General features: G+C 47.5%; 9 protein-coding genes. 1 reads left to right on the top strand and 8 read right to left on the bottom strand.

What is annotated here, in order from left to right:
* Positions 1 to 2 precede the first annotated feature (2 nt).
* Positions 3 to 2048: an NAD-dependent DNA ligase LigA gene (gene ligA, locus GF401_09430; protein ID MBD3345269.1), complete on the bottom strand. Its 2046-nt coding sequence runs from the start codon at positions 2046 to 2048 to the stop codon at positions 3 to 5.
* A 19-nt stretch (positions 2049 to 2067) separates the two neighbouring features.
* Positions 2068 to 3792, bottom strand: a complete 1725-nt coding sequence (gene polX, locus GF401_09425) for a DNA polymerase/3'-5' exonuclease PolX (GenBank protein ID MBD3345268.1) — start codon at positions 3790 to 3792, stop codon at positions 2068 to 2070.
* Between the two features lie 291 nt (positions 3793 to 4083).
* On the opposite strand from polX, the gene glgX reads away from it, so the two are divergent.
* Positions 4084 to 6267, top strand: a complete 2184-nt coding sequence (glgX, locus tag GF401_09420) for a glycogen debranching protein GlgX (GenBank protein ID MBD3345267.1) — start codon at positions 4084 to 4086, stop codon at positions 6265 to 6267.
* A 138-nt stretch (positions 6268 to 6405) separates the two neighbouring features.
* On the opposite strand, the gene GF401_09415 is transcribed toward glgX, so the two are convergent.
* From GF401_09415 to GF401_09390, 6 genes are all read right to left on the bottom strand, one after another.
* Entirely contained in the window at positions 6406 to 6792 is a 387-nt protein-coding gene (locus GF401_09415; protein ID MBD3345266.1) for a hypothetical protein, read from the bottom strand.
* A gap of 76 nt (positions 6793 to 6868) precedes the next feature.
* Positions 6869 to 7096 (bottom strand): hypothetical protein, encoded by a 228-nt coding sequence (locus GF401_09410; protein MBD3345265.1) that lies wholly within the window; start codon positions 7094 to 7096, stop codon positions 6869 to 6871.
* A 120-nt stretch (positions 7097 to 7216) separates the two neighbouring features.
* Entirely contained in the window at positions 7217 to 8650 is a 1434-nt protein-coding gene (gene lpdA, locus GF401_09405; protein ID MBD3345264.1) for a dihydrolipoyl dehydrogenase, read from the bottom strand.
* Positions 8650 to 10098: a biotin/lipoyl-binding protein gene (locus GF401_09400; protein MBD3345263.1), complete on the bottom strand. Its 1449-nt coding sequence runs from the start codon at positions 10096 to 10098 to the stop codon at positions 8650 to 8652. The genes lpdA and GF401_09400 overlap by 1 nt, the downstream gene beginning before the upstream one ends.
* A 50-nt stretch (positions 10099 to 10148) precedes the next feature.
* Complete coding sequence (gene aceE / locus GF401_09395; GenBank protein MBD3345262.1) at positions 10149 to 12809, bottom strand: pyruvate dehydrogenase (acetyl-transferring), homodimeric type; 2661 nt, start codon at positions 12807 to 12809, stop codon at positions 10149 to 10151.
* Between the two features lie 54 nt (positions 12810 to 12863).
* The gene (locus tag GF401_09390) at positions 12864 to 15704 is read right to left on the bottom strand and encodes a hypothetical protein (protein ID MBD3345261.1); all 2841 of its coding nucleotides are present in this window, start codon (positions 15702 to 15704) and stop codon (positions 12864 to 12866) included.
* Positions 15705 to 15949 lie beyond the last annotated feature (245 nt).

Here is a 15949-nt window from a genome sequence, read left to right as displayed (position 1 = left end):
ATTCACCCCACCATATTCTCAAACTCTTTTTCATCAATCACCTTTACGTTATGTTTCCGTGCCGCATCGAGTTTTGATCCGGGATTTTGCCCGGCTACCAGATAATCGGTGTTGTCACTGACACTCGACGTTGCTCTTCCGCCAAGTGCTTCAATGCGCTGTTTTGCTTCACTTCGGGTCCATTTGTCCAATTCGCCGGTTAAAACGATCGTTGTCCCTTTGAGTTTCTGTGCTTTTTTCCTGCTGACCGGTTGCGGGTTCACCCCATAGCTGAGCATCCTGTCGATCGACTCATTATTGCGTTTATCTCCAAAGAACTCGACAATGCTTTGTGCAGATTCATCTCCGATTTCTCTGATATGCGAAAGCTGTTCCAGCGTTGCCGAACGCACCTTGTCAAAGGATTCGAAATGGTGTGCCAAAACCCGGGCCATATGCTCGCCGATATGACGAATCCCCAGAGCATAAATAAACCTGTCGAGGGGGATATTTTTTGCATTCTGAATCTGGTCGTGCAGCTTCTTCGCCGATTTTTCAGCATAACCGTCAAGCTGCATAAAATCCTCAACCGACAGTCCAAAGAGATCGGCCAGATCGTTTATCATGTTTCTTTCCACCAGTTGTTCGGTAGTTTTTCCTCCAAGAGTTTCGATATTGCATGCTGACCGGGATGCAAAATGCCTGAGCCGTCCTTCAAGCTGGGCCCGGCAGGACAAGCCAGCGGGACAGATATGATAGGCGCCTTCACGAACGATCGGATCACCACAGGATGGACATTTTTTCGGCATACTGAATGGCGTGCCCCGCTTCTTTCCTTTTTCAGGCACACGCTCGATAACCTCGGGAATAACATCACCAGCCCGGGCAATACGGACATTATCGCCCACCCGGATATCTTTTCGATGAACTTCATCCTCATTGTGCAATGTGGCCCGGCTGATCGTTACCCCACCGATATCGACCGGCTCAAGAAGAGCAACTGGTGTCAGAATACCGGTCCGTCCGACCTGCACCACGATATCGAATTGTCGGGTCACCTCCTGACGGGGTGGGAATTTCCACGCAAAAGCCCACCGTGGGCTGCGTCCCCGGGACCCAAGCTCGTTACGCAATGAACGATTGTTGATCTTTGCAACAATGCCGTCAATATCAAAATCGATCGATTCACGCTTTTTAGCCATCGATTCCCTGAAATCCAGGAGGTCATCCACCGATGAACACAACTGTCGCTGCCTGGTCGTTTTCAACCCCAGCGACTTTAAAAAATCCAGCGCCTCCAGATGCGTTTCCGGTTCTTTTTCTGATATCTGCAGTAATTCGTAACAGAAAATGTCCAGGGGCAGGCCTGCGACATTTTTAGAGTCCAGTTGACGAACCGTTCCCGCGGCGGCATTACGCGGATTAGCAAAGGACTCTTTGTTGTTACCGACCCGTTCCCGGTTAAGCTTTTGGAATCCTGTCTTGGTCATGAGAATTTCACCCCGTACGGCAATCCTTTCGGGCACGCTACCACCCCCGTTCAGTTTTAAAGGAACCGAGCGCATCGTGCGCACATTGTTGGTAATGTCTTCACCAGTCCGACCGTCACCGCGTGTTGCAGCATACTCCAGTTCACCTTTGGTATAAACCAGTTCCACCGATAACCCGTCAAATTTTGGCTCGGCCACATATTCGATCTTTTTTTTATGTGCCAGAGAGCGAATCGATGAATCGAATGATTCGATCGTGTCGGTCTCTATTGCTGCTTGCAAACTTTGCATAACCGTTGTGTGACGGCGCTTTTTAAGAGAACCGACCGGCTCTGCACCAATCCGGGAAGTTGGTGAGTTTGCTGTTTGGAATTCGGGAAATTTTTCCTCAAGCTCCTGGAGACGATGAAACAGCCGATCATAAGCTGAATCGGATATTTTCGGCTTGTTTTCTCCGTAATAAAGATGGTCATGATAATTAACAGCATCCCGTAATTTTTCGATTTCCTTTCGTGCGTTATCTTTTGACATGGAATCGATATCCGGGAATTTTGACGGTACATTTTTTCTGTAATCCATAGTCTGTTTTCTTAGTGTCTTACCGGCGCTGTGAAATCAGTTTTTTCAGTGAAGAATAACTTCGTGTATTGATTATGTCATCGGGCTCAAGCCATCCGCGGCGTGCCTGGGCAAGGGAATAGTGGATAAAATCGAAGTTGCTTCCCATATGAGCGTCTGTGGCCAAAGAACATTTGACCCCCATCTCCTTTGCGGTGCGGCAATAGGTGTCGGACAGGTCCAGCCGGTCGGGCTGACCGTTGACCTCCATAAAACATCCCCGTTCCTTTGCCGCTTCCAAAACCCGGTTAACGTCAACGTCATAGGGTGCCCGGTCATTGATTTTTCTGCCGGTAGGATGGCCGAGGATTGTAACGTACCGGTTATCCATAGCACGGATAATCCGTTCGGTTTGTTTATTTTCGGGAAGTTTGAACTTGTAATGAACCGAACAGACCGTCAGATCAAGCTCCTTGAGTACTTCATCGGGTAAATCAAGCGAGCCGTCATCCAGGATATCGAGTTCGATACCCTTCAGGATATGAAAACCTTTGATTGAATCATTCAATTTATCGATTGCTTCAATTTCTTTCCGCAACCGTTTTATATCCATACCATTTGCCACACTCACATGCTTTGAATGGTCGGTAATGGCGATATAGTCGTACCCTCTTTTTCGAGCAGCTTCAACCATTACCTTTAACGGTTCACGTCCGTCGGTCTCGTTTGTATGAACATGCAGATCGCCCCGAATATCATCGAAAGTAACAAGATGGGGCAGCTTTTTCTTCTGTGCGGCTTCAATCTCCCCTCTGTTCTCCCGTAATTCCGGCTCGATATAGGGCAACCCGACCGCATCATACACATCCTGCTCTTTTTTTCCGCCGATCCGTTTTTCATTGCGAAAAACGCCGTACTCATTAATTGTTAGGCCCTGTTTAACCCCCCTTTTCCGTATGGCAATATTATGCTCCTTACTTCCGGTGAAATAATGAAGTGCTGCGCCGTAGGAGACCTGGGGAAGGACCCGCAGGTCAGCCTGAAGGCCCGACCTTAGAATGACCGTGGACCGGGTTTCACCCTTTGAAACAATCTTATTCACTTCATCAAAAGAGACAAAGCGATCCATCAAATTGGATCCCTTCGAACAGGTAGCGAGGATATCGATATCACGTACCGTTTCTTTCCGCCGCCGGAACGATCCAGCCACGATAACCTCTTTTACTTTCTTTGCCCTGTGCAAATAATCAACAAGGCCCGAAGCGATTTCTTCCACATCAGACCATAACCGGCGCTGCCCTCCCTGGCGAACCTGCCCTATCCCTTCGAGTATGGCCTCTTCGGTCTTTTTGCCGAACCCACGGATCTTTCGGATTTGTTTCTCCGATGCCGCCTTTTCAAGTTCATCGATTGACTGGATACCAAGCTCATCATAAAGCGTTTTTACTCGCTTGGGGCCAAGCCCTCCAACCTGCATGATTATTGTCAGCTCCTCAGGGACTTTCTTCTCCAAATCGACCAGCAGCGGAAGTGAGCCGGTTTCGACAATGGTTTTGATTTTTCCTGCCAGATCCTTGCCGATTCCCGAAAACCGGGTGAGATCTTCACCCTTTTCAATCATGGAAGAAAGATTTTCTCCCATGCTGGAAACTGTCTGCGCTGCCGTCCGGTAGGCCCTTACCCGAAACTGATTTTCCCCCTCTAATTCCAGAAGGTCGGCCACTTTATTGAATATTCCGGCGATATCGTTATTATGAATCGGCATAGCACTTTCTCATTTTCGACAATTGCGTTATCATACACGAAACTATCTGTTACTCTCCAAAGGAGAAAACTTCGGGGTCACACGATCTACTACTTACATCATCATCTTCTGGCGGAATAAAAAATCGCAAATACTATGCCATGGATAAACTCGAAATAATGCCGGATACAGGTCTCGGGTTTCTGGATCCACCATCCTCATCCATTATCCTTCCCCATCCAGCTTGGCATATGAATTGCATTCTGATTGCAATTTCAGAATTTCTATCACTGTTAATCACCTGTAAGCCCTATGATAGCACAGTACACAAACAGAAGAATTTCTCCGGGCAGCCCAGAGCCATTGGGCGCTTCGATTAATCATGGAGGAGTTAATTTTTCGGTAGCCTCACACTTTGCCACGGCGGTGTATCTTTTGTTGTTTAATAATCCCGATGACGGCGAACCCACGGATATCATTCACATGAACAGAGACGATTATGGTGTATGGCATATATTTGTTCATGGTATTAAAGCAGGGCATCTGTACGGGTATAAAGTCGACGGAGACTATAATCCCAGGGAGGGGAAACGGTTCAATCGCAATAAACTGCTGATTGATCCTTATGCAAAAGCGGTGAGCGGCAAATGCAATCATAACGACGGTCTCCTTTTTGCCTACGATATTAAATCAGAGGAAGAGGATCTCTCCTTTGATAACCGGGACAACTCCAAACAGATGGCCAAATCGATTATTGTGGATAATGAATTCGACTGGCAGGATGATTCATTACCGCGAATACCCGAGTCCGATACAATTATATTCGAAACGCATCTCAAGGGTTTTACCGCTCACCCATCATCGGGCGTAAAACATCCGGGAACCTATAAAGGATTTATTGAAAAAATTCCCTATCTAAAAGAGCTGGGGATCACCACGGTTGAACTGATGCCGATACAGGAGCATCATGTCCAGCAGTTCGTTCTCGACCGTGGCCTGACCAACTATTGGGGCTATGACACCCTTGCCTACTTTGCTCCTGAGGTAACCTATTGCAACAAACAATATTCCGGGTGCCAGGTTACGGAATTCAAGACCCTCGTGCGTGAACTGCACAAAGCAGGGCTCGAGATTATTCTGGATGTTGTCTACAATCATACTCCTGAAGGCAATCACCTGGGACCAACCCTTTCATTAAAAGGTGTCGATAATCTGACTTATTACCGGCTGACAGGCGACAACGACATAGAAAGCATGCGTTATTATTTCGATCAAACAGGAACCGGAAATACACTTAATGCTGAAAATCCCCAATGCCTTCGCTTGATCATCGATTCTCTTCGCTACTGGGTTTCAATCATGCACGTTGACGGATTCCGGTTCGATCTTGCGTCAGCCCTGGGAAATCTGAATGGCACCTTTGATCCGAATGCACCCTTTTTCAGAGCCATTAGCGAGGATCCTCTGCTTAGAAAAGTCAAGCTTATCGCCGAACCCTGGGACATGACCCAATATCAGGTAGGCAATTTCCCCCCTGGATGGCTTGAATGGAATGGTAATTACCGCGACACTGGCCGGAGGTTCATTAAGGGGGATGATAATCAGGCGGCAGAGTTTGCACGAAGTATCAGCGGATCTTCGGGGCTGTTTCAGAAGGAGGGAAGAAAATCCGTAGAGAGCATCAATTTTATTACCGCCCATGATGGATTTACGTTGTATGATATCTTCTCATACAATGAAAAACATAATGAGAGTAATAAAGAAAACAACAATGATGGTGCAAACGATAACAATTCCTGGAACTGCGGGACTGAAGGTGACACCGCCGACCGACATATCCTTCTTTTACGAAAGAAGCTGATAAAAAACAGTCTGCTTACCTTGATGATATCCCGGGGCACGCCCATGGTTTATGGGGGCGATGAATTCATGCGTACGCAGAATGGTAACAACAACGCATGGTGTCAGGATAATGAAATAAGCTGGTATAACTGGGAATTAGTGCATAAAAACCGGGATGTGTTTGAATTTTTCAAAAAGGCCGTATCCTTAAGAAAACAGTATGGCCCACTCCATGAGAATGAATTTTTAACCGGTCGAAGTCAGTCTGCAGGGGGCATGGCCGACATTTTATGGTATGATAAAAATCTATCCGACCCACGCTGGGATTATCCCAAATTAAAAACCCTCTGTTTCCTGCTTTACAATGCTGCGCTTCAAGGCGAGGACAACGTTCATTTTCTCTATTTTGTTTTCAACATGCATTTCAGAAGTGTTTACGTTCATTTGCCGCCGATTAAGAACATGAAATGGTATCGGGTTATCGATACTTCACGGAAAGCCGGCCAGGATTTTCTTGCTCATGGGAAAGAAAAAGTTTTGCGCAATCAGAAACGTCAGAGATGCAATGCCCGCAGTTGCTCACTCTTCATAACAAAAAGTCATTCTCCCCTGGCAAGCATTATACTCCAAAAATTCGATCCCTTTAATCTGTAAGAACGCAACGCCGGTCCAACGTTCAACACCTTCCGGCGTCAATAATGATTACCGTCCTTATCTTCCCGTGGATCTGTTAATTTTTTCGATAAAGGAAGAAAGACAAGGACGGATCAATGTGGTGCTCATTGTTTTTTATCAGGGCACATGCTCATGAGTCGGGGCGACATGTTCATGAGGCGGCACACTCTGCTCAGGAGATTGTTGAATACCTTCGGTTCCAGCTTTCTGTTCTTCGCAGAGCTGCGATTTTAAATCATCCAGCTGTTTGAGCTGTTCGTCAATCTTTTGCCGCGAACTGGTGAGAATGGGATCATCCTGCGCTTCACTGCCTCTGTTTTCTTTAAGAAGAGCATAAATACGTTTTCCCATTTCGGTCCATTCCTTATTAAGCATATGCTTTTTAAGTTGCTCTTCTGCACGAAGCCGGCCGATACGGGAATACCGCTGAGCGGTTTTTGAAGCGGTGGAGATACCGCTCCGTACTCTTTCTCGCATAGTATTCATAAATGAAGTAGGTTCCACAATTCCTCCTTGGAAAAAATAAAAAAAAATATACGTACACACCTTCTACCGGCCTGCATCTTGGGTACCCTCCGGCTCAGATAACAGGTTTATGCTGCAGGCCGATCAATGTATGACTTCGATTTCCTTTTAAATTCTTAATCATGCCAGCGACTCTTAATTTGCATTCATTCTGCACCGTGCCGTTTCGTCGTTCATTCCATGCCGTGTTACAGCCGCAATAATTTTCATAAACCCTTACACGTACGTTGCATATCTGCATATAGGGACAATGAATACATTCGATTTTCCGATACCGTGCCATACACCACCTCCTCTTAAAAGAACACACCAGAAACCTATTATCAGATTCAAACGTGCCGCTTTCCGATTTACATCCAGCTTTTTTCCACTCCTCAATTTTGTCTGGATATTCGGTATAGAGCTATCTTTTCGATAACATTTTTTTTGGTCGATATATATCGGTAGCACTTCCCTGATACGCTTCAGCGGCTTCCATAATCGTCTCCGACAGGGTGGGGTGTGGATGAATTGTCATTGCCAGATCGCCATCCCTTGCCGCCATTTCTATTGCCAGGGTGGTTTCGGAAATCAATTCACCGGCATCTGCTCCAACAATCCCTGCCCCGATAATACGACGGCTGTCACTGTCGAAAACGAGTTTAGTTATTCCTTCTGCTCTTCCGAGTGTAGCCGCGCGGCCTGATGCCGCCCAGGGAAAGGCACTGACTTCAACGTTAATTCCCTTTTCTTCGGCTTCCTTTTGTGTCATACCGCACCAGGCGATTTCCGGGTCGGTATATTCCACCGATGGAATAGCATGGGGATCAAATGCCGCAGCACGACCGTCAATTGCCTCAACAGCAACACGGCCTTCATGCGTGGCCTTATGGGCCAGAAGCGGTGGCCCCGTAACATCACCAATTGCATAAATCGACTCTTCCTGCGTCCGCCGCTGTTCATCGACAAGCACAAATCCTTTGTCGTCGGTTTCAACGCCGGTATTTTCGAGTCCAAGGTTGCGGGTCAGCGCTTTCCGTCCGACGGTGACCAGTACTTTGTCAAAGGAAACCGCTTTTTTCTCTTTCCCGTTTTTCAGTGTCGCATGTAAACGACCTTTTTTCTCTTTTATCTCTGCAGTTGTTTCGGTATATATGTTTTCGAAAACATTACCCCCGCCTTTCATATATGCCTTGATAAGATCGGCATCACTGCCCGGCATTAATTGAGGCATCATTTCTACTATCGATACTTTACTTCCCAGTGTTGCATAGACCGTTCCCAATTCCAGGCCGATATACCCGCCGCCGATTACCAGTAATGATTCGGGAATATCCTCGATATTCAGGGCCTCTTCCGAATTCATAACCCGTTTCGAATGTTCGGGAAGCCCTTTCGGATGAGTCGGATAGGAGCCGGTAGCGATTATCGCATGATCGAAGGCGAGTTTCTGTGTCTCCTTTTCCGTGGTAGTAACCTCAAGCGAATGAGGATCGAGAAATCTTGCCCTACCGCGGATATAATCTATCTTTCGCTTCGAGACAAGCTGTCCCAGACCACCGGTCAGTTTTTTTACCACACTTTCTTTCCATTGACGCAATGAATCGAGGTCGATGGAAACGTTTTCAGCTTTTAGCCCCCACTGTTTCGACCGGTCAATTTCTCTCCTGACCGAGCAGGCATGGAGTAACGCCTTTGTGGGAATACATCCCCGATACAGACAGACACCCCCCGGACGTTTTTCCGGGTCGATCAGAGTGACTTCCATTCCAAGATCTGCGGCAAGAAATGCGGCTGCATATCCTCCCGGACCGGCTCCAATAACTGCAAGTGATGTTTTTCGTTCCTGATTACTCATTAAAAACCTCCAAGATCCAGATGCATACGTAGTGGACTTTCCATCGATTCGACCAGCCAGCGAAGAAACCGGGCACCATCGGCGCCGTCGATTATCCGGTGATCATAGGAGAGCGACAACGGCAGCATCAATCGTTGTTCGGTATTACCGTTGCGAATCACCGGCTGCATCGTCGCACGGGAAACACCCAGAATTGCTACTTGGGGATGGTAAATAATGGGTGTAAAATTAGCTCCCCCGATTCCGCCGAGGTTGGATATGGTAAAGTTCCCGCCTTTCAACTCGCCAGGGTCGATTTTCTTGTTCCGTGCCCGCCAGGCCAGATCGGCTATCTCACGGGCAATCATGGTGATACTCTTTTGATCGGCATTTCTGAGAACAGGGACAAGCAATCCCCTCTCGGTATCAACCGCAATGCCGATATTGATATACTTTTTGTAAACTATCTCTTTTTTCTCCATGTCCAGTGATGCATTGAACCGGGAAAACTGCTTAAGTGCTGTTGCGACTATTTTGATAATTAGTGATGTAATACTCAGTTTTACATCCCTTTTCTGCAGTTCGGCACTGTACTCCTGTCTGAATTCCTCCAGGCTGGTAATATCCGCCGAGTCGAACTGGGTTACATGGGGGACAGTATTCCATGCGGTATGCATGCTATCGGCTGTTATGGCCCGTACTTTTGACAAAGACTCCCGGCTTATTTCACCCCATTTGGAGAAATCGGGCAACGGGGGTTGCGCTGCAGCCGGAGCAGCGGGAGCTTCCCGCTTTTCTTCCATCCGTTTCCGGACATAGTTTCTCACATCATCCGACACGATTCTACCTTCAGGCCCGCTTCCCTTAACATCGGTTATATCGACCCCCATCTCCCGGGCCTCTCTGCGCACCGATGGCGCTGCGGGAACAAGAACCGGTTCCTTCATGGCAGGTTCTTCTAGGGGCCGCGGCGGCTTTTGCTTTTCCTCTCCCTTCTGCGGCCTGCTCGGTTTTTCCTCTTTGCGACCGGCAGTTTCTTTCTGCGGCTTTTCTTCCTTTTCTTGTTCTTTCCTTGCTTCTTCTTCTTTCTCTGCCTTTTGCTGCTCTTCCTGCTTTTTTTGTTCTTCTTCCTTCTGCTCCTTCTCTTTTTCTTCTTCAGCTTTCTTTTTTTCTTTACTTTCGGGCTTTTTTTCTTTTTCAGGTTCAGCCTTCTCTTCCGACTCTTTGCCGCCCTCACTCTCAATAATTAATAGGGTCTGACTGACGGATACAACATCTCCTTCGGAAACATTAATTTTTGTTACTTTTCCTTCAGAAGTCGACGGCACCTCAAAGCTCGCTTTATCGGTTTCGATTTCCATAATGGGCTGCTCTTTTTTAACCCTGTCACCCTCCTTCACCAGGATTTTAACGACTTCACCCGAATCGACATTTTCTGATATTTCCGGCAGTTTTATTTCTTCGGTCATTGTGGATTCTCCTTTGTTATTATCGATACGCGTTTGTTATCTCATTATACTCAACTAATATGAGGATTCGGTTTCTCAGGGTCGATTCCAAGGTCTTTAATTGCGCTCTTGACTGTTTTTGCTTCGATTTTATTCTCCAGCATCAGCCCACGCAATGCAGCAACGGTAATCGATTCGGCATCCACTTCAAAGAACCGTCGCAGCTCATCTCGGCCGTCACTCCGTCCGAAACCGTCGGTGCCAAGCACCATAAACCGCCCGGGAACCCACCGGGCAATAGAATTGGGAATCATTTTCAGATAATCGGTTACCGCCACGTAAATGCCGTCTTTTTCGGGAAGACACCGTTCCAGATATGATTTTTTCGGTTTATCCGATGGATGTAACATATTTTGACGTTCCGTTTCGGAAGCGTCCTTATACAGTTCCTTATAGCTTGTCACGCTCCAGACATCAGCCGCGACATTGTATTTCTGCTCGAGTATATCCGCAGCTTTTTGTGCTTGTATCAAAAGCGCACCGCTCCCCATAAGGTTTACCTTTTTCTTCGACTTGCTCGTCGACTTACGATATTTATACATTCCCCGGATTATACCTTCATCCATTCCTTCGGGCTTTGGAGGCATGTGATAAAATTCATTCATAACGGTCAAATAATAGATTTCATCGATCTGTTCCACATACATCCGCCGCATACCCTCACGCACAATGACTGCAATTTCATAGGCAAAGGTCGGATCATAGGCCCGGATTGTAGGCGGCCCAAAGGCATAGGCATGGCTCTGTCCATCCTGATGCTGTAAACCTTCACCGGGCAGTGTTGTTCGTCCCGATGTCCCGCCGACTAAAAATCCCCGTGCCCGCGCATCGCCGGCAGCCCAGATCAGGTCGCCGATACGCTGAAACCCAAACATGGAATAAAAAAGGAAAATGGGAATCATGTTGATACCATGAGTGGCATAACTGGTGCCTGCGGCAATAAAAGACGACATAGAACCGGCTTCGGTAATACCCTCTTCGAGTATGGAACCGCGCGTTTCCTCATTGTAAAACAGTAAGCTCGAAACATCAACCGGCTCATATTTCTGTCCTGTATGTGAGTATATGCCAAATTGACGAAACAACGATTCCATGCCGAAGGTCCGCGATTCATCGGGGACAATAGGGACGATCATACTGCCCACGGATTTATCTTTGAGCAGCTTGCCTAAAAGCCTCACAAAGGCCATTGTCGTCGCTACTTCCCGGTCACCGCTTCCTTCATAAAACTCATTAAACACCGAATCATCCGGCATGGTGATCGGTTCGGCCCTGTTCTGTCGATGGGGGATATAGCCGCCCAGGCTTTTGCGGCGTTCCTGGAGATATTTGTATTCATCACTGTCTTGGGGAAGGGAATAAAACGGCGCTTCGGCCACCTGCTCATCCGAAATCGGGATCCCGAACCGGCTGCGGAAATCTTTGAGTTCCTTTTCGTTCAGTTTTTTCTGCTGATGGGTGACATTTCTCCCCTCACCGGCTTCACCCAGCCCGTACCCTTTGATTGTCTGGGCAAGGATAACGGTGGGAGCGCCTTCGGTATGCAAAGCAGCCTTGTAGGCGGCATAGACTTTTTCGGGATCATGTCCTCCCCGGCGCATTTTCGTAAGCTGTTCATCGGAGTAGTTTTTCACCATCTCAAGCAACCGTTCATCGGTACCAAAGAAATCTTTCCGGATATAATCGCCGCTCGTTGTAGAATACTTCTGTAATTGTCCATCAACAAGCTCTTCCATGCGTTTCACCAGAAGTCCTTCAGTATCGGTGGCAAGCAGCGGGTCCCAGTCACCGCCCCAGACAACCTTGATAACGTTCCATCCCGCGCCGTTAAACGCGGCTTCAAGCTCCTGAATAATCTTGCCGTTGCCCCGCACCGGACCATCAAGGCGCTGAAGGTTGCAGTTGATTACAAAGATAAGATTGTCCAGATGCTCCCGTGGTGCCAGCGTGATCGCCCCCATCGACTCGGGCTCATCCATTTCACCGTCGCCTAAAAAAGCCCATACTTTTTGATCGGTGGTATCTTTTATCCCGCGGTCTAAAAGGTACCGGTTGAACCGAGCCTGATAAATCGCCATAATCGGCGCCAGTCCCATGGATACCGAGGGAATTTCCCAAAAATCGGGCATCAGCCACGGGTGGGGGTATGATGAAAGACCGCCCCGGGGATTGAGTTCGCGCCTGAAATTCTTCAGATGTTCCTCAGTCAATCGCCCCTCACAAAAGGCACGGGCATAGACCCCCGGTGATGCGTGGCCCTGAAAGAAAACAATATCGCCGTCAAAACCGTCTCTGGATGCCCGGAGGAAATGATTGAATGCAACCTCGAAAAGTGTGGCCTGGGACGCATAGGTCGATATATGTCCCCCGATCCCGCTCAGTTCCCGATTCGCCCGCACGACCATCGCCATAGCATTCCATCGGATAATATTGCGAATCCGCCGCTCAACCTCGAGACTGCCGGGATAGGGCGGTTGCTTGTCTTTAGGAATAGTGTTGATATAGGGGGTCGTGCCCGGACAGGTGAATGTAATGCCTTTCTCCTGCGCCCGGACCTGAAGGTTACGAAACAATTCGTGGACCCGTTGTCCCCCGCCATGCTTGATAACATAATCGAGTGATTCGAGCCACTCCTGATTTTCAATTGAGCGGATATCCTGTTTTTCGGCCATTGTTTTACTCCTTATTCTGTATTCTTTCCTGAGAAACAATTCGTTATCTTTTTCTTACTGCTCTTCAGGCTGCTGCTCCACTGTCATTTGCTGAAGGAGATTTTTCAGTTGTTCCAACCGTTCTCCGGCTGCTGAAAATTTTCCCTGTGACGTAAGCCGTTGCCACGAATTGAAAAGCTCCACTGCCCGTGAGAGCATTTCTGCGGCAGGACGAGCAACCGCAGGACCTTCTTCCTCTTCAGGAGGAGCTTCACCGACCAGTTTTGCCAGAGCCCTATCGAATTTATCAGCCCAGACAACCCGTGTCTGATCGGCGAGAATGATTCGCTTTATCTCGGGCAACTGGGCGTTATCCGCCTGAAGAAAGATGGGTTCGGCATACAGTATATAGAGCTTCTGCTTGTCAAACAGTGGAATAGCCAGGAGATTGCCCCTGATCACCTGTGACCCCCGCTGTCCCCATAGGGTGATGGCCTTTGACATTTCGGTATCCTGATCGATCCGTGCCTCGATCTGCCGCGGCCCTAAAACTTCAACACCCTTGGGAAAGGTGAAAACTCTCAATTTCCCATAGTTGGGCAGGTCGCAGATACCCGCAATCCATGCATGTATAACATTTTTATTGCGGGGCGTAAAAGGTATGATAAGCGAAAAGATAATACCGTCTTCTGCAGGATAATCGACCATGACATAGTAGGGATCGACAACCTGGAAATCTGCACGGTATCGTTCGGTAGCAAACTCCCAGACATCTTCACGCTGATAGAAAATCCCCGGATCTTCCATGTGATAGATGCTGTAAATTTCCGCCTGAGCCGTCATGAAATCGACCGGATAACGAATGTGTTCTCTGATATTTTCGGGCATTTCATCAAAGGATTTGAGCAGCCCCGGAAAAATGCGATCGTAGGCCGACACAATGATGTCATCCTCATTGACCACATAGAATTCGACCGTACCGTCAAACGCATCGACCACCGCTTTTACCGAATTTCTGATATAATTGACGCCGTTGAAATGGCTGATCGATCCCCGGTATTTGGGTGAATAGGGATAATTGTCGGAAACCGTATAGGCATCGATTATATATTTGATATGCCCGTCATTGCTGATCATGGCATAGGGATCACGGTCGAACATGAGAAAGGGGGCCAGGGCCCGCACTCTTTCAAGGATATTTCTATTGAATAGGATCCGGGATTCTTTTGTAAAATAATCGGAAAAGAGTATCCGGTAATCATTGAATTTCCAGGCGTAGAAAAATTTTCTGACAAAAGAGGCGATTCCTACCCCGCCGGTACCGTCATAGGTGGTGTACACGATCTCTTCGCCCGAGGGATAATGAAGTTCTTCCTGCGTTGTGCGGGCAAACACATAATCATTCGTTTTTTCACCATAGTAAATTCCCGGCCGGGTAATGGAAAGCCCTTCGGGAATAACCTGCAGCGGCATGTTCTTTACTAAAAGTTTGGGACCACCCTGGGGCAGGAATTCATGGACCGGCAGCAGGACCAGGCCGTATCCATGAGTATATTTCATTTTCTTACTTACCCAGGTCTGTGACTCCACCTCGAGTTTGTTTTTCGCAAGTTCACGAACCGAGAGCATGACCTGACGGTATTCACCATTGAGATAATACCGGTCGATATCGACATCGTGGAATTCGTAATAAAGGCGAATCTCCTGCTGTTCCTTCAGATTATCGATAAGCGCGCGCGGATCCCAGAGCCTGATATTCTCAACCGAACTGGTATTATGGTCGATAACTTCCCGGGTAACGTTTTCACCTTCGGCGTAATATTCCCGCTCGATAATATTTTTATCATCAACAGCATAGGCCTGACGGGCAAATTTGATATTATGGAGGATATAGGGTTTTTCGAGGGTAATCTCATTGGGGGTCAGAATCAGAGCATTGACTACCTGGGGAATGATGCCGATAAAGACAATCAGGACGGCGGCAACCAATCCGGGGATAAGAAACGTTCTTCCCCACCGGACTTCTCCTTCTCCAATACCGAAAAAAATCCGCCGCGCCCGGGGTGAGAAGGCACAGGCTGCCGAAATAATCGCAACAGCCGAATAGAGGATAACGGCAATGATATAGGCAAGCCGGCGATAATGAATGTCGACATACCCGACGCCGTTTACAACCCCTTCGGTCGAATACATGAGCCGGATTATGGCCAGCCATGAATTGACCGCCAGGCCCGCCAGAAACAGGGCGAGCAGTAAGAAAAGATGGCCGCTGATTGTTTTAAGCCGCCCGAAATCTTCGGCGGTAATCGAATTCTTGTCTGTCTGTGTCCGGATATAGGTGTACAGACGCGCGATAACGACGGTAATACCGGTAAGAACAATCAAAGAAAAAAACCAGTTTAAAAGCGCCGAATAAAAAGGAAATGAGAAAAGATAAAATCCCATGGTCCGTCCATAAACCGGGTCCCGTATATCACCCGGAACACGATTTATATACAGCAGCACGCTCTCCCACATACCGCTTATTCCGAATCCGAGTATTACAGCAAGAATCAGGGAAAATACAAAGGAATATTTCGTTTTATGTTCTGCTGCTTTTCGAGCCGAGGTTTTTAAAAAAGCATAGACAAATGCAAAGGCGACGCCTGCGCCGATTACGTAGAGCAGTATTCTTGCCGTAATAACCGTCCAGTAACGTTGCGCATAGCCCAGATTATCAAACCAGAGCAAATCGGTGTAAATGGCGCCGAATATGTTGAATGCGATTATGATCAATATGTCTAAAATTATAATACCGATCGAATTACGCAGCCTCTTTGTATATTGGTCGGGAGGGAACTTGTTTGATCTCTGAAAAGTCTGAAACAGTGGAATACATCCAAGCAAAAAAAAGAGAAGCCCGATAAAAAGAAACATACATCCTCCGACTACGGATTTTATGGAGAACTCCCTGCCGGGATATCTCTATTAATTATGTTTATTCATTTATTACTGAATAGTATCAGAAACCCACGGGAAGTTATCTGCATACTCGGTATTTTCAGGATATAATGCAATAAGCATGCCGAATAGAAGGCATTGTAATTGCAAAAGGTGAATACCGAAGGTGAACCGGCGGCAACGGCAGTGATTTTCGATTTTAATAAAGATTTTTGCATATA

It is taken from the genome of Chitinivibrionales bacterium (assembly GCA_014728215.1).
In the GTDB taxonomy this organism is placed as follows: Bacteria; Fibrobacterota; Chitinivibrionia; order Chitinivibrionales; family WJKA01; genus WJKA01.
Note: the sequence above shows the minus strand (reverse complement) of the source record. Positions and strands in the feature narration are given on the sequence as shown.